The organism is Yinghuangia seranimata (genome assembly GCF_029953285.1).
Classification (GTDB): domain Bacteria; phylum Actinomycetota; class Actinomycetes; order Streptomycetales; family Streptomycetaceae; genus Yinghuangia; species Yinghuangia seranimata.
Genome location: NZ_JASAOI010000029.1, coordinates 200,799 through 224,005, shown reverse-complemented (window position 1 = coordinate 224,005; position 23,207 = coordinate 200,799). Strand labels below are relative to the sequence as shown.

Below are 23,207 nucleotides of genomic sequence, written 5' to 3'. Positions count from 1 at the left end.
AACAGTGACCCACCCCTATATACCGAACGCCGAACCCGGCGTCCGGGCGGCCATGCTCGCCGAGATCGGCGCCACATCGGTCGACGACCTGTACGGGGCGATCCCCGCCTCCCTGCGCCTGAACCGGCCGCTCGACCTGCCCGCGCCGCTCGCGTCCGAACACGAACTCGCCCGCCACATGCGCGGACTGCTCGACCGCAACACCGACACCCTGGAGACGCTCAGCTTCCTCGGCGGCGGCTGCTACCCGCACCACGTCCCCGCGGTCTGCGACGAGGTCAACAACCGCGGCGAGTTCCTCACCGCCTACGCCGGCGAACCCTACGAGGACCACGGCCGCTTCCAGGCGCTGTTCGAGTACGTCAGCATGATGGCCGAGCTCCTCGAGATGGACGTCGTCAACGTCCCCACCTACGACGGCTTCCAGGCCACGGGTACCGCGCTGCGCATGGCCGCCCGCTACACCGGCCGCAACCGCCTCCTGGTCAGCGCGGCGATCGGCGCCGACAAGCTCAGCAAGCTGCGCGACTTCCTCGACCACGACGTGCCGATCACGCTCGTCCCGGTCGGCGAGGACGGCGAGACCGGCGCGTTCGAGATCGACGACACGGTCGCCGCGGTGTACGTGGAGAGCCCCAACGCGTACGGCGTCGTCGAGACCCGCCTCGCCGCGATCGCCGAACAGGCGCACGCCGAAGGCGCGTTGCTGGTCGTCGGCGCCGACCCGATCGCCCTCGGCGTCCTCGCCCCGCCCGCGACGCTCGGCGCGGACATCGTCTGCGGCGACATCCAGTCGCTCGGCATGCACCAGAGCTACGGCGGCGGCCACGCCGGCTACATCGCCACCCGCGACGAGGAGCGCCTGGTCGCCGAGTTCCCGTCCCGGCTGTTCGGTATCGCGCCGACCGCCGTGCCCGGCGAGTACGGCTTCGGCGACGTCTACTACGACCGCACCTCCTTCGCGCTGCGCGAAGAGGGCAAGGAATGGGTCGGCACCGCGGCCGCCCTGTGGGGCATCACCGCAGGCGTGTACCTCGCGCTCATGGGACCCCAGGGTATGCGCGAGCTCGGCGAGACGGTCCTCGCCCGCACCCGCTACGCGATGGACGTGCTCGGCGCCGTCCCCGGCGTCCGCGTCCTGCACGAAACCGCCATCCATTTCCGGGAGTTCGCCATCGAGGTCGAGGACGCCCAGGCGCTGCTCGACGACCTGCGCACCGACGGCATCTACGGCGGCATCCGGCTCGACGACACCACGCTGCTGGTGTGCGTGACCGAGCGGCACGCCAAGGCCGACATCGACCGGCTCGTCGCGGCGGTCGCCGCCGCGCTGCCCGTCCAGGACCACGAAGGGCACGGCCGATGAGCGCCACCGCAGAACCGTTCGCCGAACTCCCGGTCGCCCCCAAGCCGGCGCTGCGCCGCTTCCACCAGGCGCGCTGGGACGAGCCGATCATCTTCGAGCTCTCCAGCCCCGGGCAGCGCGGCATCGGGGTGCCCGCCGCCGACGTTCCCGCCGTCGAACTCCCCGACGCGGTACGGCGCAAGACCCCGCCCGCGCTGCCGGAGATGGCGCAGCTGCACGTCCTGCGGCACTACGTGCGCCTCTCGCAGGAGAACCTCGGCGTCGACGTCAACATCGCCGTCGGCCAGGGCACCTGCACGATGAAGTACAGCCCGAAGGTCAACGACACCTTCGTGCGCGACCCGAGGATCGCCGAACTGCACCCGGCGCAGCCCGAGGACACCGTCCAGGGCGTCCTGGAGGTGTACTGGCGCCTGGAGCAGATGCTCAAGGAGATCTCCGGCATGGCGCGCGTGTCGCTCCAGCCCAACTCCGGGTCCGCCGCGATCTACGCCAACATCGCGATGATCCGCGCCTACCACGCCCACAACGGCGAGGCCGAGCAGCGCGACCAGGTCATCACCACGATGTTCTCGCACCCCTCGAACGCGGCCTGCGCCAAGACCGCCGGGTTCGAGGTCATCACGCTGATGCCGGACGCGAACGGCCACCCCGACATCGAGGCGCTGCGCGCCGCCGTCGGCCCGCGCACCGCCGCGCTGCTCATCACCAACCCCGAGGACACCGGCATCTACAACCCGCGCATCGCGGAGTTCGTCGAACTGGTCCACGAGGCCGGCGGGTTGGCGTGCTACGACCAGGCCAACGCGAACGGCATCCTCGGCATCACCCGGGCTGCCGACGCCGGGTTCGACCTGTGCCACTTCAACCTGCACAAGACGTTCTCCACGCCGCACATGTGCGGCGGCCCGGCGGGCGGCGCGTCCGGCGTCTCCGAGCGGCTCGCGCCGTTCCTGCCCGGCCCCACCGTCGAGCGCGACGGCGACCGGTACTTCCTGGACGCCGACCGCCCGCTGTCCGTCGGCAAGATCCGCCCGTACCTCGGCGTCACGCCCAACGTGGTGCGCGCCTACGCGTGGATCATGACGCTGGGCGCCGAGGGCCTGCGGCAGGTCGCCGAGACCGCGGTGCTCAACAACAACTACCTGATGCACAAGGTGCTGCAGATCCCCGGCGCGTCCGTGCAGTGGGACAAGCGCCGCCTGGAGCAGGTCCGATACTCGTGGCGGGAGCTGTCCGAGGAGACCGGCGTGCACTCCGAGGAGATCGGGGTGCGGGCGGCGGACTTCGGGGTGCACTACTGGACGAGCCACCACCCGTACCTGGTGCCCGAGCCGTTCACCCTGGAGCCCACCGAGTCCTACTCCAAGGCCGACCTCGACGAGTACGCGGCGGTGCTCGCGCACGTCGCCGACGAGGCCCGCCGCGACCCGCAGTTCGTGAAGAACGCGCCCTACAACCAGACCATCCACAAGATCGACCCGACCCCGCTCGACGACCCCAAGCAGTGGGCCCCGACCTGGCGCGCGTACGTGCGCAAGCACCTGTCATGAGAGTGGGCCTCGTCGTCAACCCGGTCGCCGGCCTCGGCGGACCCGCCGGGCTCAAGGGCAGCGACGGCGCCGAGGTGCAGCGCGAGGCACGGGCGCGCGGCGCCGGCGCACGGGCCGGCGAGCGCGCGGCGGCGGCACTGCGCGCGCTGCGCGCCGCCCGCCCCGACGCCGTCGTCGTCACCGTGCCCGGGCCGATGGGCGCGGACAGCGCGGGCGCCGAGTGCGAGCTCGTGCCGTTCACGCCGACCGAGCCCAGCACCGCCGACGACACCCGCGCGGCGGTGCGGGCGCTGGCGCCGCACGTCGACGTCCTGCTCTTCGCGGGCGGCGACGGCACCGCGCGCGACGTGCTGGACGCGGCGCCCGGCCGGCCGGTGCTCGGCATCCCCGCCGGGGTGAAGGTCTACTCCGGCTGCTTCGCGGTCAGCCCCGCGGCGGCGGGCCTCGCCGCCGCGGAGTTCGCGGGGGAGACCGCCGAGGCCGAGGTCGTCGACCTGGACGAGGAGGCCTACCGGGCCGGAAGGGTCAGCCCGCGGCTGTACGGGACGCTCGCCGTCCCGGCCGCCCGGGTGCGCCTGTCCGGCCGCAAGACCGGGTCGTCCGCGGCCGCGCCGGACAGCGTCGCCGCGATCGCTCGCGACGTCGTCGCCGGGATGCGTCCGGGCGTCCGCTACGTGCTCGGCCCCGGCGCCACCACGCTGGCGATCGGCCGCGAACTCGGGCTGCCGACCACGCTGCTCGGCGTCGACGTCGTCGCCGACGGGCTGCTCGTCGGCGCGGACGTGAGCGAGCGCGAGCTGCTCGCTCTCGTCGACGGCGGCGAGGCCGAGGCGGTCGTGTCCGTCATCGGCGGCCAGGGCTTCGTGCTCGGGCGCGGCAACCAGCAGATCAGCCCGCACGTGCTGCGCCGGATCCTGACCGGCCGGCAGCCCGTCGAGGCGGCGCCGGCCGGCGCGGGTCCGGGTGGAGCCCCGACCCGCCCGTCGGCCGACGGCCTGCCCGTCAGACGGCCACGCGGCGGCCGCGGCGGCCTCACCGTGCTGGCCACCCGCGTCAAGCTCGCCGCCCTCGGCGGCCGTCCGCTCCTGGCCGACACCGGCGACCCCGACGTCGACGACCTGGTCAGCGGATTCACCCACATCGTCACGGGTTACGCGGAGCGCGTGCCCTACCGCATCGTCCCCGCAAGCAAGGAGTTCTACCAATGACCGGTGTCCTGGACGGCAAGGTCGCGATCGTCACCGGAGGAGCCTCCGGCATCGGCCGCGCCACCGCGCTGACGTTCGCCCGCGAAGGCGCCGCAGTCGTGGTGGCCGACATCGACGCGGACGGCGCCGCGCGCACCGCCGCGGAGATCACCGAGGCGGGCGGGCAGGCCCACGCGGTCACGGCGGACGTCTCCGCCGAGGCCGACTGCGCGGCCCTGGTCGCGGCGGCCGTGGACGCGTTCGGCGGCCTGCACGTGCTGTTCAACAACGCCGGCATCATCCGGCGCGCCGACGCGCTCGGCACCACCGTCGAGGAGTGGGACCGCGTCATGGCGGTCAACGTCCGCTCGGTCTTCCTCATGTGCAAGCACGCCGTCCCGGCGATGACCGGCGGCGGATCGATCGTCAACACCGGCTCCGGCTGGGGCCTCAAGGGCGGCGGCAACGCCCTGTCGTACTGCGCGTCCAAGGCCGCCGTCGTCAACATGACCCGCGCGCTGGCGATCGACCACGCGAAGGCCGGCATCCGGGTCAACTCCGTCAACCCCGGCGACACCGACACCCCGATGCTCCGCGAGGAGGCCCGCCAGCTCTCCGAGGACTGGACGGCCTTCGCCGCGGACGCCGCCGACCGCCCGATGGGCCGGGCCGGCAGCCCCGACGAGATCGCCCAGGCCGTGCTGTTCCTGGCCTCGGACGCGTCCAGCTACGTCACCGGCAGCGCCCTCGTCGTCGACGGCGGCGGTCTCGCCTGACCGACGGGCACCCGTCGCGCACCAACCGCGGACCCCGAAACCGCGGACGCACCACCTCGGCTCCGCCGCACCTCCGCACCACCCCGATCCATATCACGGACATCCCCCGGAGGCACCACGTGTTCGTTCCGCGCACCCTGAGAGTGGCCGCACTGCTGGCCGTCGCCACCGCCCTGACCGCCACCGGCTGCGGAAGCAGCGACTCGGGCGGGTCCGGCAAGGTCAGCCTGACCTGGTCGACGTGGGGGTCCCCCGAAGAGCTGGACCGCTTCAAGGAGTTCAACAAGGACTTCATGCAGCGCCACCCCGACATCAAGGTCACGCTCCAGGCGGTGCCGTCCTACAGCGAGTACCACGCCAAGCTGCTCACCCAGCTGTCGTCCAACACCGCGCCCGACGTCTTCTACGTCGGCGACGACAACATCGCCAAGTTCGTCTCCTCCGGGCGCCTCTCGCCGCTCAACGAGCTGATGGCCGCGCCCGACAGCAAGGCCAAGACCGAGGACTTCTTCGACGGCCTGTACGGCGGCGCCAAGACGAAGGACGGCCAGGTCTACGGCCTGCCCAACGACGCCAACCCCGAGGTCCTCTGGTACGACAAGCAGGCCCTGAAGGAAGCCGGCGTCACCGAGGACCCGGCGACGCTCAACGAGCAGGGCAAGTGGACCATGGCCACGTTCCTGGAGATGAACCGCAAGCTCAAGGGCGCGGGCAAGGCCGGCTCGATCTTCTACAACTGGTACGGCTCGACGTACAGCATGATCAACGGCTTCGGCGGCAAGGTGTACGACGGCACCGACTTCGTCGCCACCACCGACCTCAAGTCGCGCGAGGCCCTCAAGACGCTCGCCGACGGCTACGCGGACAAGACCTTCCTCGTCGCCGACAACCTCCCGGAAGGTGACGGCGTCGAGCCGCAGTTCATCAAGCACAAGGCCGGATTCCTGGCCGGCGGCCGCTACATCATCGACACCGCCAAGAAGGGCGGCCAGGAGGCCAACTACGACATCGTGCCGTTCCCGTCGCAGACCGGCGCGCCGATCCCGGCCGCCGTGGCCGCGTCCTTCCTGTCGCTGAACAAGGACAGCAAGCACGCCAAGGAGGCGTGGACCTTCCTGTCCGAGTTCGTCTCCAAGGAGGGCCAGACGCTCCGCCTCAAGGGCGGCGGCAACGCCGTCCCTTCGGTGAAGGGCGCGGAGAGCGTGGTCCTGGAGGGCTACCCGGCGCACGCCCAGACGTTCGTCGACACCCGTGACAAGGGCTACGCCAACTACGCGCAGGAAGCCGGCGTCCCCGGACTCACGGCGGAGATCAACGACTCCCTGATGAAGCTGTGGACCGGCAAGGTCGGCTTCGAGCAGGAGATGTCCGACCTCAAGGCGCTCGTTTCCACCAAGCTCATCTGAAAGGCGCCGTCGTGACGTCGTCCACTCTGCCCGCGCCTCCGCGCGAGACGGCCGAGTCACGGCGGACCCGCACCCTCTCGAACGCCGCCGTCCGGGCCAGCAAGGCCCGGCGGCGGCGCGAGCAGGGGTGGGCCGCCCTGTTCCTCGCGCCCCAGTTCCTCGCGCTCGCGGTCTTCATGCTCGTGCCGTTCGGCTTCGCCGTCGTGCTGTCCTTCATGAACTGGGACGGCCTCGGCGACAAGTCGTGGGCCGGGCTCGCGAACTACCGCGAGCAGCTCTCCGACCCCGAGTTCCACGACGCGGTGCTCAACACCCTGCTGCTCGGCGCCATCACGGTGCCGGTCGGCCTCGCGCTGGCCCTGCTCGTCGCGATGGCGCTGAACAACGTCCGCGGCAAGACGTTCTACCGCGTCGTGTACTTCCTTCCCGTGGTCACCAGTTCGGTCGCCGTCTCGGTGATCTGGCAGATCATCCTCGCCAGCGGCGACCTCGGCCTGCTCAACAACACCGTGCACGACTGGTTCGGCATCACGCTGCCGGACTGGCTGGACAACGAGAACTGGGTCATGGTGGCCATCGCCGCGGTGACGATCTGGTCCTCGCTCGGCCTCAACGTCGTCATCTTCCTCGCCGGGCTGCAGGCCATCCCGTCGCACCTCGGCGAGGTGGCGCGCATCGACGGCGCCGGCCCCGTACGGGTCTTCCGGCACATCACGCTGCCGCTGCTGTCGCCGACGATCTTCTTCTCGTTCGTGATCGCGGTGATCAGCTCGTTCCAGGCGTTCGACCAGATCTATGTGCTGGTCGACCCCAAGCGCAACGAGGGCGCGCGGACCATCGTGTACCAGGTCTACGACCTGGGCTTCCGCGACTTCCGGTTCGGCGCGAGCAGCGCCGCCGCGCTGCTCCTGACGGTCATGACCGTGATCGTCACCGTGATCCAGTTCCGCGCGCAGAAGCGCTTCGTCCACTACGAGTCCTGAGGAGGGTCGTCATGGTCGCCCTGCTCCGCCGCCGTCTCGGCGCGATCGCCCTGCACACCCTGCTCATCGCGGGCGGCGTCGTCATGCTGTTCCCGTTCCTGTGGATGATGCTGACCGCCTTCAAGGGCCAGCAGCAGATGATCCAGGACCCGCTCGGGTGGCTTCCCGACCCGTGGCGCCCCGAGAACTTCCCCGACGCGCTCGGCATGATGCCGTTCGGGCGGGCCTACTGGAACAGCTTCTACATCGCCACCGTGGTGGTGGTCGCCACGCTGCTCAGCGCGTCGATGGCCGCCTACGCCTTCGCCCGCATCGAATTCCCGTTCTCCAAAACGCTGTTCATGGTGTTCCTGCTGACGCAGATGGTGCCGTCGCAGGTCACGCTCGTGCCGCTGTACGTGATGCTGTCGAAGTTCGGGTGGATCGACACCCACTGGGCGCTGATCGTGCCGGCGATCGCCAACCCGTTCGCGGTGTTCATGATGCGGCAGTTCATCCGCTCGGTTCCCGTCGAACTCGAGGAGGCCGCACGGCTCGACGGCGCCAACCGGTGGACGATCTTCACCCGCATCGTGCTGCCCAACGTACGCCCCGGCCTGGCCGCGCTCGGCATCATCGTCTTCCTCGGCAGCTGGAACAGCTTCCTGTACCCGCTGATCTTCCTCAACTCCGAGGACAACTACACCGTTCCGCTGCTGCTCTCCCAGTTCAAGGGCCAGCACGGCGGGCTCAACTACGGCCTGGTGCTGGCCGCTTCGGCGGTCTCGGTGATCCCCATGCTCATCGCCTTCCTGATCGGGCAGCGGCGGATCATCAACAGCATGGCGGCCTCGGGCCTGGGAGGCCGCTGACATGAACGACCCGACCGAACTCCTCGACCGGGTCCGGCTCGACCTGCGGGAGCGGCCGTTCACCGAGCGCGGCTCGCGGCTGCTCGTGCTCGCCGATGACGACGGCGCGCTGTCGGTCGCCCGCGCCGAGTACGAGACGCCGCTCGCGGACACCACGGAGCTGACCGGGCTGCGGCTCGCCTCCGCCGCGGGGGAGGAGCTCGCGGTGCGCGACGCCCGCCCCGACGGGGTCGCGTTCGACGGCGGGGTCCGGCTCGTCTTCGCCGACGCGGACACGCTGGTACTGGTCGGTGACGGCGCGGTGGCGCGCTGGCGTACGGCGGAGGGGGCCGAGCGTTCGGCCGCCGTCGACGGCGTCCTCACCCTGGTGGGCGGCGGCGTGCAGGCCGACGCGCCCACGCTGATCGCCGACGCGCGGGACCGATGGACGCGGTGGTTCGGCCGCATGCCCGCCGTCCGCGCCGACCTGCGCGACCGCGCCGCGCTGGCGTGGTGGACGCTCGCCGTCAACCTGCTGCCGATCCGCTTCGCGGGCGGCCGCGAGGGCCTGGTCCCGTCCAAGTTCGGCTACGTCGGCATATGGAACTGGGACTCCTACTTCCACGCCGTCGCGCTGCGGCACGCCGACCCCGAACTGGCCCGCGACCAGATCCGCATCCTGCTCGCCCACCAGCGCGCCGACGGGCTCATCCCCGACGTCGTGCACGACGAGGGCGTCCTCGCCGAGACCACCGACCTGCCGCGCGGCGACCACGCCAGGCTCGCCGAACACGTCGGCCAGGCGGTGTCCGGCGGTGCCGGCCAGGAGTTGGCGGAGGTCGTCCCGGTGACCAAGCCGCCGCTGACCGCCTGGGCGGTGTGGAAGATCCACGAGGCGGCGCCCGACCGGGAGTTCCTCGCCGAGGTGTACGAGCCGATCGTCCGCTCGCAGGAGTGGTGGTTCGCGGCCTCCGACCCGGACGGCGACGGCCTGGCCGAGTACCTCCACCCGTACTCCAGCGGCCTGGACGACTCCCCGGTGTGGGACTACGGGCCGCGCGCCGAGCCGCCGGACCTCAACGCCTACCTGGCCCTCCAGTTCGACGTCCTCGGCGACATCGCGGAGGCGCTCGGCCGGGACGACGACGCGGAGCGCTGGCGCCGGTGCGCGGCCGAGCACACCGCGCTGCTCGTCGAACGCCGTTGGGACGGAGAGCGGTTCGCGACCGTCTCGGTCGGCCGGACCGTGTCCGTGCGCACGCCCTTGGAGTTGCTGCCGCTGCTCACCGGGCGCCTGCCGCGCGAGATCGCCGACCGGCTGCACGCCGACCTGCGCTCGCCCGCCTTTTGGGGTGAACGCCCGGTGCCGACCGTGGCGTTCGACGATCCCGCGTTCGACCCCGAGGCGATGTGGCGCGGCCCGGTCTGGCTCAACGTCAACTACCTGGTGATCGAGGGCCTGCGCCGCTCCGGCTACCCGGACACCGCCGACGAACTCGCGGAGCGCACCGTGCGCATGGTCGCGGGCGCGGGCGGGCTGTACGAGTACTGGAACCCGCTGACCGGCGCCCGCGCCGGGCGGGCGACCAGCGGGTTCGGCTGGTCGAGCGCGCTGTTCGTCGACCTCGCGCACCAGGCCGCGGGGCGCTGAGGCCCTGGCGGGCGGCCCGGCCGGGCTTGGAGGGCCTTGCCGTCCGCGAGGTGCCCGATCCGGTGGCCGGCCCCGGGCAGGTGCTGGTCGAGGTCAGGGCCGCGTCGGTCGACTTCGTCGACACGCTGATCGCCGCGGGCCGCTACAGGCCGGGACGTGGGCATGAAGCGCGAAGGCGCAGTGTCTGCCCGTCCTGATGTTTTTCGCATGTCGGCTATAAACCAAATATGTAGCGTGATCACTGTGCAGCTTCGCTACTCCTTCCGGATCGAGCCGAGCCCGTGCCAGCGCATCGCGCTGGCACGGGCGTTCGGCTGCGCGCGGGTTGTGTTCAACGACGCGTTGCGCATCCGGGAGGAGGCACACGCCCGGGGCGTGCCGTTCCCGAAGTCCGGCGACCTGTCCAGACAGGTGATCACCGAGGCGAAACGCACCCCGGAGCGGGCGTGGTTGGCCGGGGTGTCGGCTGTGGTCCTTCAGCAGTCCCTGCGGGACCTGGACACCGCGTACCGGAACTTCTTCGCATCCGTGAACGGCAACCGCAAGGGCCCCAGCATCGGCCGTCCCAGGTTCAAGACCCGCCGGGACAACCGGCAGGCGATCCGGTTCACCGCGAACGCCCGCTGGAAGATCACCGACGACCGGCGGCTGAGCCTGCCGAAGATCGGGGAGATCCGGGTCCGCTGGTCGCGGGAACTGCCTTCGGTCCCGTCCACGGTGACCGTGGTCAAGGACGCGTCCGGCCGCTACTTCGCGTCGTTCGTCGTGGAGACCGACCCCGAGGGGGACGCGGCGGCGTGGCCGGACGCGGACGGGTTCCAAGGTGTCGACCTGGGCCTGACCCATTTCGCGGTCCTCGCGGACGGGTCCCGGGTCTCCTCGCCCCGGTTCCTGCGCCGGGCGGAGAAGAAGCTGCGGAAGCGGCAGCGGGAACTGTCGCGCAAGGAGAGGGGATCCAGGAACCGGGACAAGGCCCGTGTCAAGGTCGCGCGGGCGCACGCCCGGGTGGCGGACGCGCGCCGGGACTTCCACCACCAGCTCTCGACGAAGCTCACGCGCGAGAACCAAGCCGTGTACGTGGAGACCCTGGCCGTGAAAGGACTGGCGCGCACCCGCCTGGCCAAGTCGGTCCACGACGCCGGATGGGCCCGGTTCGTCGACATGCTCCGGTACAAGGCCGCCCGGTACGGCCGCGTCTTCGGGCAGGTCCCGCGGACCTTCCCGTCCTCCCAACTGTGCTCGGAGTGCGGCCGGCGCGACGGCCCCAAGCCCCTTCACGTCCGCACGTGGACCTGCGGCAACTGCGGCAGCCACCACGACCGGGACGTCAACGCGGCACGCAACATCGTGAACGAAGGCATCCGGCACACGATGATCGTCGCCGAGGCCGCCTGCGAGACCGCACCAACCACCCCCGGACCGGGGGCCCCCGCACCAGCGGGGTAAACGCCTGTGGAGCGTCTGTAAGACCTCGAACACTCGGGGCAGAGCGCAACGAAGCAGGAACCCGACCGAAGCCGGTGCCCGCCCCACATGGAGCGGGCACCAGCAGACGGAGAATCCCCGGCCTTCAGGCCGGGGAGGAGGTCAACAGATCCGCGTTCCGACGCCCTTCCCCCGGCAACAACCTGGCCGGAGTGGTCCGCGACCAGGCCGTCGAGGCCATGCGGATCGTCGCGGGCCGCGACAAGTACGGCATCACGATCCTGGAGATGCCGTGACCGCGGCCGGCGCCTAGGGCGAGACACGTCCGCGTGGGGGCCGCCTGGTGCGCGCGCCCGGCGGCGGTCCGTGCTGCCCGATGTTGACGACCCGCGCCCAGGCGGGCGGCAGGTCCGGCACGTAGTCCGGGTCGTCCTCGTCGACGTGGCCCGCGCGCGGGAACAGGCCCACCACCGTGCGGCACGGCGGCTTGCGGCTCGGCCACGGCGTCTGCCCGTCCGTCAGCGCGACGATCACGTCCGGGTGCCGCTTCAGCGCCGTGGTGAAGCCTTCACGCAGGTCGGTGCCCCCGCCGCCGATCAGCGGAATGTTCTCCGCCTCGCACACGGGACCCGCGACCCGCGCCGCCGCGTCGCACGACACCACGCTCACCAGGTCGCGCCGCCCGCCCACCGCCCGGGAGATCGCGGCGACTTCGAGCAGTGCGCTGCCCAGCTCGCTGTCGCTGACCGACCCCGATGTGTCGATGACCACCGCGACGTGCGGCGGCCGACGGCGCAGGCTCGGCAGCACCGTGCCCGGCAGCGCCGTGGAGCGCCTGCCCGGGCGGCCGTACGTGTAGTCGTCGGCCGCCCCGGCCGCCGAGATGACCGAACGCACCGCCGCGCCCAGCAGTTGCAGCCACGGCTGCGGCGGATGGAACGCCTTGTCCGCCCACCTCCGCCAGCCCTCCGGGGCGTCGCCGGGCCGGGCCCTGATGCCCTCGGCGACGCGGAACCTGACGGTGTCGCGCTCCTGTTCGCTCAGGCCGCGCGAGCCGTTCGGACCCAGGTCCCAGCGCCGCGTCAGACCGTCGGCGCCGCTGCCGCAGTCCAGCCACACCAGGCGCTCGGTGTGCTGACCCAAGCGGAACTGGTGCAGGTAGTCCTCCATGAGCAGGCCAGGGGCCAGGTCCAGCATCTCCGGTTCGACGACGCCCGACGGCTTCGCCAGGCCGTCCCCGTAGATGTCGTCGTTGATCTCGAAGTCCGCCGCGATGTTCACGCGCAGCCGTCCGCCGGAGCCGGTCAGGCCGAGCGCGTGCGCGGCCCGGTCGCCGCGTCCGTGGTGCTCGCGCAGCAGGTGCGACACCTCGTGCACCCACACGCCGGCCAGCTCCTCGACCGGGGTCTGCGCCACGAACGCGGGCGAGACGTAGCACCGCCAGTACGGGTCGACGGCCATCGTCGGGACGAAGCGCGACGCCACCGGGTGGAGCGCGAACAACGCCGACGCCAGGTACGGCCGGGCGCGGACGGCCTGGAGCCGGGCGGCGAACAGCTTCTCGGCGTCCAGCGGCGCCGGCTCCGCCGCGGACGCACGCGTCCCCGGGGCGCTCATCGGCCCACCGGCGCGCCGGCACCGACCCGCGCCGCCGCGCGGTCCGCACGCTGCGACATCGACACGACGCCGGCCAGCTTGTCGATCGCGGGCGGCACGTCCCAGTCCTGCTCGCGCAGGGAGGCGAGGGTGCTCGCGGGCACCGCGACCAGGTCCGGCGGCCCGGTCTCGGCGGCCCGGGCCAGCAGCCGCCAGGCCGCGTCCCAGCGGGCCCGGTCCGGGCGGTTCCGGAACGCCTCGACGACGCCGTCCAGGACGCATTGGCGCAGGTCGCCGCGCTCGGGCAGCTCCGCGCCCTCCGGGTCGGCGAGCAAGGTCTCGGGGTCGGGCAGGTCCATGCGGTCGATGTAGGCGAGCAGTTCGAGGCCCGGCCCGTCGCCGACCGTGCCGCGGACCAGGAGCGAGAGCACGTCACGGGACGAGTCGGCGGCGGTCGCGAACGCGACCAGCCGCAACGCCATCTCCCAGCTGCGCGGCGACGACCACGCGCCGCCCCGGCGGGTCTCGCTGGTGGGCATCTGGTGCACCAGGCGGGGTCGGCCGGTCAGCATGCCGCACACCGCTCGGCGGGCGAAGTCCACGGCGTCGGCGAGCCGTTCGGGGGCGAGGCGGGGGAGTGTCGCGACCGGCCACGTGCCGCCGAGGCCGCGCACCACCACCTCGTGGTCGTGCGTCCACTGCAGGTGCACGAACCGGTTCGCGAGCGGCGGGCTCAGCTCCCATCCGTCCGCCGCCGACGAGCGCGGGTTGGCGGCGGCCACGATGCGGACCTCGGGCGGCAGTTGGAGCGCGCCGATGCGGCGTTCGAGGACGAGGCGGAGCAGCGCGGCCTGCACGGCCGGTGGGGCGGTGGACAGTTCGTCGAGGAACAGCAGTCCGCGTCCGGCCCGCACGAGGCGAACCGCCCAGTCCGGCGGGGCCATCGGCACGCCCTGCTGCGCCGGGTCGTCGCCGACGATCGGCAGGCCGGAGAAGTCGGACGGTTCGTGCACGCTGGCGATCACCGTGGTGAGCGGCAGGTCCAGGGTCTCGGCGAGCTGCGTCAGCGCGGCGGTCTTGCCGATGCCCGGTTCACCCCACAGGAGCACCGGGAGGTCGGCGGCGACGGCCAGGGTCAGGGCTTCGAGTTGGGTGTCGGGGCGCGGTTCGGTGTCGGTGTCGCGCAGCATCGCGAGCAGCGTGGCGGAGACGTCGAGCTGCGTCGGCTGGGCGGGGGCGTCGAACAGGGGCATGGCGTATCCAGGCATGGGTGATCACCTTTGGGGTGTGAGACGAGGCAGGGCTGGTTCAGTGCGCTGTTATGGCCGGATGCGCTTCTGGAAGCGGCGTTCCCAGTGGGAGGGGATGGCGTGTCGGGTGTCGACGAGGCCCGCCCGGTAGAGCCCGTAGGCGATCCGGTCCTCGACGGCGGCGTCGAGCGCGTCGCGCAGTGAGCCTTCGCGCAGCACGGCGCCGGGCCCGAGCAGGGCCTCGACGACCGTGAGCGCTCCGGTGTAGTCGCCGTGGTTGAGGCGTTCGCGGATCGCGCTGAGGCTGTCCGGCCGCCGGTGCGCCTGGTCGATGACTTGCAGGCACGGGAGCGGTGTGCCGGTCAGCGCCATGAGCAGCTCTTCGCGGCGGATCTCGACGGGGTCGTGGTCCAACGGGGCGAGCCGACCGTCGACGAAGCCGACACGGTGCAGCGCGCCCCGGCACTCGACGACCTGCGGGCCGCGCGCCGGGTCCGCCGCGGCCTCGGGCGGTCTGAAGCCCGGCACCAGCGCCGCCGCGACGAGCGGGTGCAGGCGGTCGGGGGTGATGAGGCCGCCGCGGAGCAGTTCCAGGTCCGGCAGCGTCCAGGTCGCGGCGTCGGGGAGGACCGGGAGCGTAGAAAGGTCGTCGCCCGGGCGTGCCTCGGTGACCCGCGGCGCGCCGCCCGTCTCCACCACCAGCCGCCGGGACGACGCGCGCACCACGACCGGGCCGGCCGTCCTGCCCGCGTCGGCGAGCACGAGACCGGCCTCTTCGGCCCACCGCTCGACCGCACAATGCAGCGTGGCCGGCATGGCGGATGCACGGCTGCCCTGGGTGGCGTCGGTACGGTCCGCGCCGGACCGCGTCCGCAGCTCGCCCGCCCTGCGCGCGTCCCACAGGTGCCGGTGCAGGTCGAGCCGGAACCGGCGGCCGGGATGCGGGTGGGGGTGCAGCCGCAGGCGCTTGCCGGCACGGCTGCCGTCCCACAACGCGAGGCTGATCCGCTGCCCGGCACCCGCCCACGAGGGCGGCGTCCTCGCCACCAGCTGGAGCGGCTGTCCGTCCTCGGCCGTGCCGTAGTCCGCGAGGGCGACGGTCAGGCCGGGCCGCAGCAGCCCGTCGGGCGCGACGCGCGGCATGTGCCAGCGCAGCAGGTCGGGAGCGAGATACCGGAGATCGGACCGCACCCGCGCGTGGAACTCACGCCCGTGGGCCCGTTTGGCGGCACGCAGGTCGACATCGACGTCGACACTCGCAGCGGCGCACGCCCCGGCCCAGTCGCCGGCCTGCCTGCGCGCTGTCGCGGTCTCGATCACAGTGGGCGGCACGGCGAACTCGCGCACGCGCAGCCAGAGCGAAAGGCGGGGATCCCCGTCCGCGGTGAGAATGCCCATCAGCACTCACACTTTGCGGAACGGACCCCCAATCTGCCAAGGGAGTGAGTCGTCATCGCCGCAGACGATAACGGCCCACTCCCCGGCGTGCCACCTGGTTTTGGCGCCGGACCCCGGGTCAGTGTGCGGCGGTGAAGAGGAAGTTCCTTGGAATCAGGGGGATTTCGCGGGGGAGGGGCGGGAAGGGCCAGCGGTCGAAGTGGGCGCCCGGCTCGCCCGGCATGAGGAGCTCTTCGTGCTTCCAGCCTGACGCGGCGAGGAAGGTCTCGGGGTCGTCGGTGCCGAAGGTCCAGGGGGCGCCGTCCTCGGCGAGCTTGGCGAGGGCTTCGGCGGCCATGGGGCTCAGCAGGGTCTGCTGCGACACGACGTCGCCGATCAGCACGCTGCCGGGCGCGGACAGGTCGGCGAGCGTGGTCAGGAGGCCGCCGGCGGTCTCCTCGGTCAGGTAGAAGAGCAGGCCTTCGGTGACCCAGGTGGTCGGCTGCTCCGCGTCCCAGCCCGCGGCGCGGAGGGCGTCCGTCCAGTCGGCCGCGTCGCCGGCGAGGTCGGCGCCCACCCGGTGGACGTCGACGGAGGGTTCGGCGGCGGTGCCGTCGGAGGCTGCGGCGTACTCGGCGAGGCGGGCCTCCTTCCACGCGAACAGCTCGGCGTGGTCGACCTCGTACAGTGCCGTGCCGTCCGGCCAGGCCAGGCGGGACGCGCGCATGTCGAGGCCGGCGGCGAGCAGGACGACCTGGCGTGGGGCCGCGCGTACCAGGGCGTCGTCGACGTAGCGGGTGCGGATGGCGATGAAGTCGGCGGTGCCGGGCCGGTCGTAACGGGCCATCAGCTCCGGGCCGAGCGGGCCCGCGAGGAATCCCGCCGCCGGGTCGGCGAACAGCGCGTCGGGGCGGATGGTTTCGGCCGCGCGGACGGCTGCGGCCCAGAGGGCGGTGTGGGAAACGGCTTCCATGTTGTGCTCCTGGTCGGGGTGACGGCGGGGCGCGGAAGACCGCGCCCCGCCGGTTCGAACGGACGAGCCCTACTCGTGGACTCCCTGCCGCAGCCACGCGGGCGACCCGGCCGCGGGCTTGGTCAGGTCCAGGATCTGCCGCATCTCCTGCGGCACCCGGGCCGGGACCATGCGCCCGGTGGCGTCCGGCTGTACGCACGCGCAGCGCTGCTCCCCGGTGGCGACGAGTTCCTCGCCGCCGGAGGGCAGTTGCCGCCAGTACTCGAAGCCCATGACCATCTGCGTCTGGCCGAGCTCGGTCAGCCGCATCCGGACCACGACCTCGTCGAACACCGTCAGTTCCTTGAGGAACGTGCAGCCGCAGTTGACGGTGAGCAGCCGCACGCCCCCGCCGAAGCCGGCGACCACGCCGGAGGCGAAGTCGCGCAGGAACAGCTCGCGCGCCCGCCCCTGCCAGCTCAGGTAGTTGACGAAGTTGACGTTGCCGAGCAGGTCGGTGTCCTCGAACGTGACGATGTGCCGGAACTCGTAGGCGTCCACGGCGTCACCGCCCGCCCTGGCCGGTGCCGGCGCCGGTGCCGTCGCTGTCGCGCGGCCCCTTGTGCCAGCCCACGGCCTCGCCCTCGGTGTCCGCGTCCCGGTCGCCCAGGAACGCGAACACCACCGGCTCGGCCGTGCCCTGGACCCGGACCGCCAAGGTGGCGACCCGCTGCGCTCCCGCGCCGAGCACCGCCCAGCCGTCGTTCTCCGCGTCCGGCACCGCGGTCTCGGCGAGCGTGAACGCGGTGGGCGCGGCCATCCCGGCCTTGACCGCGCACTCCTGCGCGGCCCAGAGACGGGTCCTGGCGACGGCGGCGTCCTCGCCGCGCTGTGCGGCGAGCGCGTCCGCGAGCGCGAGGTTCTGCTCGCCGAGCAGGCCCTGCCACTTGCGGTCGGTGCGGGTCAGGACGGTCTCGACGTCGCAGCCGAGCACACCCCCGTGCACCGCCGCGGCGAGCGTGACCCCGGCGCCGTGGGCGACCGAGACGGTCGGCCCGCCGGACACCTCGGGCCGCCCGTCCGGGCGCCGCCTGACCGTGGTCTGCGCGCCCAGCAGGCGGCGCAGCGCCAGGTCCGACATCGCCCGGCGGCTCGTGCCGGACCGGTCGGGTTCGACGTGCACGTCGACCCGGCGGTCCAGCAGCAGGCCGCTGATCTCCAGGTACGGGCCCAGCAGCGCCGGCGCCCACACGTCGGGCAGCGGCAGCGTGCCGATGGCGTCGCCGCGGACGCCCTCCCACACCTCCAGGAGCTGCCCGTCGGGGCCCAGCACGTCGATGTTCCAGCCCGCCGTGTTGGTGCGCTCGCCCGGGTTCGCGCGGCGCAGCATCACGTCGGCGGGCACCGTGCCCGCCGCCGGCGAGGCCACCGCCAGCCGCTTGAGCCCCACCGGCACGACCAGCAGGCCCGGCGCGGCCAGCTGCGCCGACTGCAGGTAGGCGTCGCGTGCGGCGAAGTCGCCGAGCACCAGCCTGTCGGGCAGGAAGTGCGCGAACGGCGGTTCGGCGGAAGCCACCTTGCTGTGCGTGGTGATGGACTTGCCGATCCGGGTGACGTTCTCCAGGTACTGGAACCGGGGCCCGTGGAACAGCACCGGGCCGTACACGTCGGTGGCCGGGTCCAGCACGATCGGCGGCAGTTCGGCGTCGCCCTCGGCCGCGTACCCGTGGCCGGGGTGGGCTTCGGTGCCGAACCGGCACACCGCGCGGTAGTGGTCGGTGTGGAACCCGGTGGCCGACGTGCGGACCACCGTCTCCACCCGGCCGGGCGCGGTGACCAGGGCCGCGACGCGCACCGTGACGGCGCCCTCGGCGGGGACGTCGACGGTGCGCAGGAACTCGACGTCCTCCAGCACCGGCACCTCGTCCAGGCCCATGACGCCGACGGCGGCCTGCGCCATGATCTCCATGCCCAGCGTGCCGGGGATCACGGCGTTTCCGTGGAACGCGTGGTCGACCAGGATCGGGTCGAACGCCATGCTCATCTCGGCGTCCGCGACCAGTTCGACACCGGGGTAGTACACCCGCGGCGTCTCCAGGAAGCGCAGCAGCGGCAGTTCGGGCCGCTCCAGCGGCAGCGTCGGCATCTCGCCGAAGCGGCCGGTGACGAGCGTGACGACCGGCGCGGCCGGGTCGGTGGCCAGCGCGCGCAGCATGGCCACGCCGGCGTCCGGCGTGATCGCGGTCATGCCGGTGCGGCTGAGGTTGTCGACGGTGCCGAGGCGCTCGCCCATGCCGACGCCCGACCACACCGACCACTCGACGGCGCGGCAGCGGCAGTTGGGCAGTTCGGCGGCGAGGCGCTCGACCTCGTCGCTCTGCCACTCGTTCGCGATCGCGTAGTCGGCGTTGCCGCGGAGCCCGGCGCGCCCGGTCATCGAGCCGAACGTGACCAGCAGCCGCAGGCGTTCGGGTTCGACGGCGGCCAGGACGGTGCGCATGCCGTCGACCTTGGGGCCGATGGTGCGCCGGTAGTCCTCGTCCGTGAGCTCCTCCAGGAGCTTGGGGACGTTGCCGCCCGCGCCGTGGAGCAGCGCGGTGACCGGTCCTCCGCCGAGCTGTTCGCGGGCCTCGGCCAGTGCGGCGGCGACCCGTTCGGCGTCGGTGACGTCGGCGCGGGCGTACACCGCGCGGACGCCCTGGCCGGCCACCCGCTCGAGGTTGGCGGCCAGTTCGGGGTCGGCGGCCGGGTCGGAGCGGCCCATGAGGATCAGGGCCGCGCCGGACGCGCGCGCCAGATCGAGCGCGCATTCGGCGGCGATGCCCTTGCCGCCGCCGGTGACCAGCACGACGTCCTCGGCACCGAGCGGGAGGCCCGCTTCGGTGATCTCCCCGTCGACGTCGATCGGACGCATCACGGGTGTGCGGCGCACCCCTTCGGCGTCGACCGAGGTCTCCGCGAACGCCGCGCCCGCCAGGACCTCGTCGGCGAGCGCCGCCGCAACGGCCTCGGGCGCCAAGCCGCCGGCCGCCGGCACGGTGACGACCGCGACGGAGACCCACGGGGCCTCCTGGGCAAGCGTCTTGGCGAAGCCCGCGGCACCGGGGCCGGTCTGGACGAACAGCGCCCGGGTGACGGCCTTGTTGCCGAGGATGGCGGCCGCGCCCTCGCGCAGGACGTCCACGCACGCGGTGTCCCGCTGCGGGGGCACCCACACGACGACGCCGGTGCCGGACTCGGCCTCTTCGAGCGCGGTCTTCAGGCGCGCCGCGATGCCGTCGGGGTCGTGCTCCGGCGTGGCGCCGACGACCGTCCACGCGCCGACCGAGCGGTGCGCGGTGCGCGCACCGACCGGCGTCGCCTCCCACGTCGAGGCGAACGCCCGGACCCACGGGGCGACTCCGGGCGGAGCGACACGGGCGGCCACGGCCTCGGCGTCCTCGGCGGCGACCTCACCGGTCTCCGCGAGCTGCCGCAGCGCGTCGGCGACCTCCGCGATCGTGGCGGTGGCGTAGCCGGTCGGGGCGACCGGAACGGTCAGGCCGAGCCGGCGCGTCGCCTCCACGATGATCTCGGAGACGACGATCGACGACAGGTGCAGGTCGTCGAGGAACCGGCCGCTGGGCTGGACCGCGTCGAGCGGGAACTCGGCGCGCTCGGCGACCAGTCGGCGCAGCAGGAGCAGCGCGTCCTCGGGCGGCGTGTCGCCGTCCTGCGCCTCGTCGGACGACGTCGGTTCGTCGTCGGCGTCGGCGTCGGCGTCCGCGACCGCGCTCTTCCGCTTCTTCGGGCGCGGCCGCGCGGGGGCGCCCGCACCGTACAACGCGGCCAGTTCCTCGGGGAGTTCGACCGCGCCGGTCTCGACGATGTTCGGGATGAACTCGCCGATCCGGTCGGGGTCGTAGCCGACCACGACGCGACCGGCGGCGAGTTCGTCAGGCCGCAGCGGCGCACCGAGCGCGAACGCCGCGCCGAGCACCCGCAGCAGCCCGCCGACCGACTCCTCGTCGGTACGCATCGGCAGCACCGGGACGGCGACCGTCTCACGGGCGAGGCCGGTGAGCACCTCGCCCGGGCCGACCTCGACAAGCAGGTCGGCGTGCTTCGCGATCGTCTCCAGGGCGTCGGTGAACCGCACCGGGGCCTCGATCTGGTCGCGCAGCAGGCCGCGCACGTCGGCCTCCGGCTCAAGGGCCGAACCGGTCACCGTGGAGACGACCGTCCGGCGCGGGGGCCGGACCTCGGCGTCGACCAGCCGCGCCGCGAAAGCGTCCGCGGCGGGCGCGACCAGCGGCGAGTGGAAGGCATGCGACACCTGCAGCCGGACCGCCTGGACACCGCGCTCGGCGGCCTTGGCGACGACCCGGTCCACCGCCTCCGACGGCCCGGAGACGACCGTCTGGCGCGGGGAGTTGAGGCCCGCCAGGACGACCGGCTCGGCGCCGATCAGCGACTCGGCGTCGGCCGCGCCGGTGGCGAGCGAGGCCATCGCCCCGCTCTCCGTGGCGAGTTCGCGCATCGCCGCGCCGCGCGCGGCGGCGAGCTTCAGCACGGTGTCCTCGTCGAACGCGCCCGCCCAGTGCAGGGCGACGAGCTCGCCGAGGCTGTGACCTGCCGCGGCGATCGCGGAGACCCCCGCGTCGGCGAGCACCCGCAGGCCGGCCACCGAACCGGTGACGATGCGCGGCTGCGCGACCGCGGTGTCGACGTGGTCGCCGGAGAGGTCGACGCCGAGCGCGGGCACTCCCTTGTACAGCTCGTCGACGGTCTCGAAGCGGCGGCGCAGGGCCCCGCCGTCGGTGCGGCTGCCCGAGCCCTGGCCCGGGAACAGGTAGGCGATGCGCGGGGCTTCGCCGACCGCACCGAGGAACAGGCCGCCCGCGGCGTCGATCAGCGACTCGGTGCCCTCGCCGATCAGCCCGGCGAGCTTCTCGAAGCGTTCGCACGCCGACTCGGGGGAGTCGGCGACGACCGCGGCGCGCACCGCACGGTGCGTCAGACGCCGGTTCAGGTCGCCCGCGTACGCCGCGAGTTCGGCGAACGAGAGCCAGCGGACGTGGTCCGCCTCGGACTTGGCCCGGTCCGCGAGCGCGGTCAGGGTGTCGGCGTCCAGCAGGAACAGCTCGGCGTCCTGCGTGGACGCGGACAGCGCCCGGGTCCGCGCGTCGAGCCGACGGCGCCGCGGCGCGGGGTCGGCGGACTCGATGGTGACGTGCGAGTTGATGCCGCCGAAGCCGGCGCCGCTGACGCCCGCACGCGCGGGCATGTCCTCGGGCCACTCCTCGGCGCGGCGCAGCACGCGCAGCGCCGGACGGTCCTCGGTGAGGACCGGGTGCGGGCGTTCGCATCCGGTGGTCGGCGGCAGCACGCGGTGGTTCACCGCCATGATGGCCTTGATGAGGCCCGCGGCGCCCGCGGCCGACTTCGTGTGGCCGATGTTCGCCTTGACCGAGCCGATCGCGGCCGGCGCGACGCCCGGGTCGGCGTTGCGCCGCGCCTCGGAGATCGCCATGAGCTCGGCCGCATCCCCTACGGCCGTGCCCGTACCGTGCCCCTCGAAGAACGCGACCTCGTCCGGGCCGTATCCGGCACGCGCGTAAGCGCGTTCGAGCGCGAGGCGCTGGCCGTCGGTCTCGGGACGGGTGATGCCGCCCGCACCGTCGGACGAGATGCCCCAGCCGCGCACCACGGCGCGGATGCGGCGGCCCTGCGCGAGCGCGTCCTCCTCCCGCATGAGGACGAACATGCCCGCGCCCTCACCCGGCCAGAAGCCGTCGGAGCGCTGGTCGTACACGCGCATGCGGGTGCGGGACAGCGCGCCGACGCGTGCGAAACCGATGAGTTCGTTGGTGTCGATGCTGATGTCGACGCCGCCCGCGACCGCGAGGTCGAGGTCGCCGTTCGCGAGCGCGTTGCACGCCGTCGCGACGGCGAGCAGCGACGAGGCGCACGCGCCGTCGACGGTGTACCCGCCGCCCCCGAGGTCGAAGTGGTTGCAGACGCGGCCCGCGATCGTGTTGGACAGGCCGCCGGCGAGCGAGTCGCCGTCCCATTCGGGGAACGGCTCCTTGTAGACCTCTTCCATGCGGTCGAGGAGTTCGGCGAGCCGCTGCGTGTCCATGTCCGCTTCCTCGGCGAGGACGGAAGCGACGGCACGGCGGACGAACGGCCAGCGCACCCGCAGAAGTCCGGTGCGATATCCCTCGCCGGTCAGCGAGTTGCCCAGCAGCACACCGGTGTTCTCGCGCGGCGCCCCGGCCCCGCCGGGGAACCCGGCGTCCGCGAGCGCCTCACCGCTCACCTCCAGGGTGAGCCAGTGCGCCAGGTCGCTGCGCCGGTACGTGGATCCGGCGACCTTGTACCGCAGGCGGTCGAACTCCCAGTCCTTGATGAGTGCGGCCTGCGTCGTGTAGAAGGCGTCGGGCGCGTTGACGTCCGGCGAGTAGTAGTCCTCGAGCCGTATTCGCTCGGGCGGTATCCGCCGGAACGAGCGACGGGACGCGAGGACGTTCTCCCATAAATCCAGTCCGTTGTCCGCGTCCGGAAACCGGCAGGCCATGCCGACGATCGCAATCCTGGAAGTCACAAGTCTCCCTTGGGCATTACTGTGCCCCACGCACAGGGAGGCCGATGCTACTGAGAAGTAAGATCATTGAGCTACCCCTCAGTATCAACATCACGCAAACTGTCGTTCACACTCCTCGCCGGGCGCGCCGGCGCGTGCGGGGTGCTCTGTGCCCGGTTGCCCGGCCATGTCCGGGCATGGCAAGGCCGGATTGCGCGAGCCCCGGTCGAAACCTCCGCCCGGCAGCCTCGTGATCGGCCAAGGTGTGCGCCATGCATCGTCCGCCGAAC

16 protein-coding genes are annotated in these 23,207 nt (G+C 72.8%); 10 read left to right on the top strand and 6 right to left on the bottom strand.

The annotated features are described in order from the left end of the window. The first annotated feature begins 4 nt into the window (after positions 1-4). The 10 genes from gcvPA to QI554_RS20160 all read left to right on the top strand — a co-directional run bounded on the left by gcvPA (position 5) and on the right by QI554_RS20160 (position 11,473). Positions 5-1,366, top strand: coding sequence for an aminomethyl-transferring glycine dehydrogenase subunit GcvPA (gene gcvPA, locus QI554_RS20205; protein WP_281471539.1), 1,362 nt, complete (start codon positions 5-7; stop codon positions 1,364-1,366). Next, positions 1,363-2,919, top strand: coding sequence for an aminomethyl-transferring glycine dehydrogenase subunit GcvPB (gene gcvPB / locus QI554_RS20200; RefSeq protein WP_281471538.1), 1,557 nt, complete (start codon positions 1,363-1,365; stop codon positions 2,917-2,919). Before gcvPA ends, gcvPB begins: the two co-directional genes overlap by 4 nt. Next, entirely contained in the window at positions 2,916-4,127 is a 1,212-nt protein-coding gene (locus tag QI554_RS20195; RefSeq protein WP_281471537.1) for an ATP-NAD kinase family protein, read from the top strand. Before gcvPB ends, QI554_RS20195 begins: the two co-directional genes overlap by 4 nt. Further along, entirely contained in the window at positions 4,124-4,882 is a 759-nt protein-coding gene (locus tag QI554_RS20190) for an SDR family NAD(P)-dependent oxidoreductase (protein ID WP_281471536.1), read from the top strand. The genes QI554_RS20195 and QI554_RS20190 overlap by 4 nt, the downstream gene beginning before the upstream one ends. Positions 4,883-5,001: 119 nt before the next feature. After that, entirely contained in the window at positions 5,002-6,288 is a 1,287-nt protein-coding gene (locus QI554_RS20185) for an ABC transporter substrate-binding protein (RefSeq protein ID WP_281471535.1), read from the top strand. A gap of 11 nt (positions 6,289-6,299) precedes the next feature. Then, a complete protein-coding gene (locus QI554_RS20180; RefSeq protein WP_281471534.1) occupies positions 6,300-7,271 on the top strand; it encodes a carbohydrate ABC transporter permease in 972 nt (323 codons plus the stop codon). A gap of 11 nt (positions 7,272-7,282) precedes the next feature. Next, the gene (locus QI554_RS20175) at positions 7,283-8,122 is read left to right on the top strand and encodes a carbohydrate ABC transporter permease (RefSeq protein WP_281471533.1); all 840 of its coding nucleotides are present in this window, start codon (positions 7,283-7,285) and stop codon (positions 8,120-8,122) included. Between the two features lies 1 nt (position 8,123). Then, on the top strand, positions 8,124-9,752 hold the full coding sequence (locus QI554_RS20170) for an amylo-alpha-1,6-glucosidase (RefSeq protein ID WP_281471532.1): 1,629 nt from the start codon (positions 8,124-8,126) through the stop codon (positions 9,750-9,752). Between the two features lie 243 nt (positions 9,753-9,995). Next, entirely contained in the window at positions 9,996-11,198 is a 1,203-nt protein-coding gene (locus tag QI554_RS20165; protein ID WP_281471531.1) for an RNA-guided endonuclease InsQ/TnpB family protein, read from the top strand. 74 nt (positions 11,199-11,272) lie between these two features. After that, positions 11,273-11,473 (top strand): hypothetical protein, encoded by a 201-nt coding sequence (locus QI554_RS20160; RefSeq protein WP_281471530.1) that lies wholly within the window; start codon positions 11,273-11,275, stop codon positions 11,471-11,473. A gap of 13 nt (positions 11,474-11,486) precedes the next feature. Here the strand turns inward: QI554_RS20160 and QI554_RS20155 are convergent, their stop codons facing one another. From QI554_RS20155 to QI554_RS20130, 6 genes are all read right to left on the bottom strand, one after another. Then, a complete protein-coding gene (locus tag QI554_RS20155; RefSeq protein WP_281471529.1) occupies positions 11,487-12,794 on the bottom strand; it encodes a vWA domain-containing protein in 1,308 nt (435 codons plus the stop codon). Further along, a complete protein-coding gene (locus QI554_RS20150) occupies positions 12,791-14,041 on the bottom strand; it encodes an AAA family ATPase (protein WP_281471528.1) in 1,251 nt (416 codons plus the stop codon). The genes QI554_RS20155 and QI554_RS20150 overlap by 4 nt, the downstream gene beginning before the upstream one ends. A gap of 51 nt (positions 14,042-14,092) precedes the next feature. Next, positions 14,093-15,421 carry a hypothetical protein gene (locus QI554_RS20145; RefSeq protein WP_281471527.1) on the bottom strand — a complete coding sequence of 443 codons (1,329 nt, stop codon included), beginning with the start codon at positions 15,419-15,421 and terminating at the stop codon, positions 14,093-14,095. A gap of 118 nt (positions 15,422-15,539) precedes the next feature. Continuing rightward, entirely contained in the window at positions 15,540-16,373 is an 834-nt protein-coding gene (locus tag QI554_RS20140; RefSeq protein WP_281471526.1) for a class I SAM-dependent methyltransferase, read from the bottom strand. Between the two features lie 69 nt (positions 16,374-16,442). Then, positions 16,443-16,913 carry an acyl-CoA thioesterase gene (locus QI554_RS20135; protein ID WP_281471525.1) on the bottom strand — a complete coding sequence of 157 codons (471 nt, stop codon included), beginning with the start codon at positions 16,911-16,913 and terminating at the stop codon, positions 16,443-16,445. Positions 16,914-16,917: 4 nt separating this feature from the next. Further along, entirely contained in the window at positions 16,918-22,938 is a 6,021-nt protein-coding gene (locus tag QI554_RS20130) for a type I polyketide synthase (RefSeq protein WP_281471524.1), read from the bottom strand. Positions 22,939-23,207 lie beyond the last annotated feature (269 nt).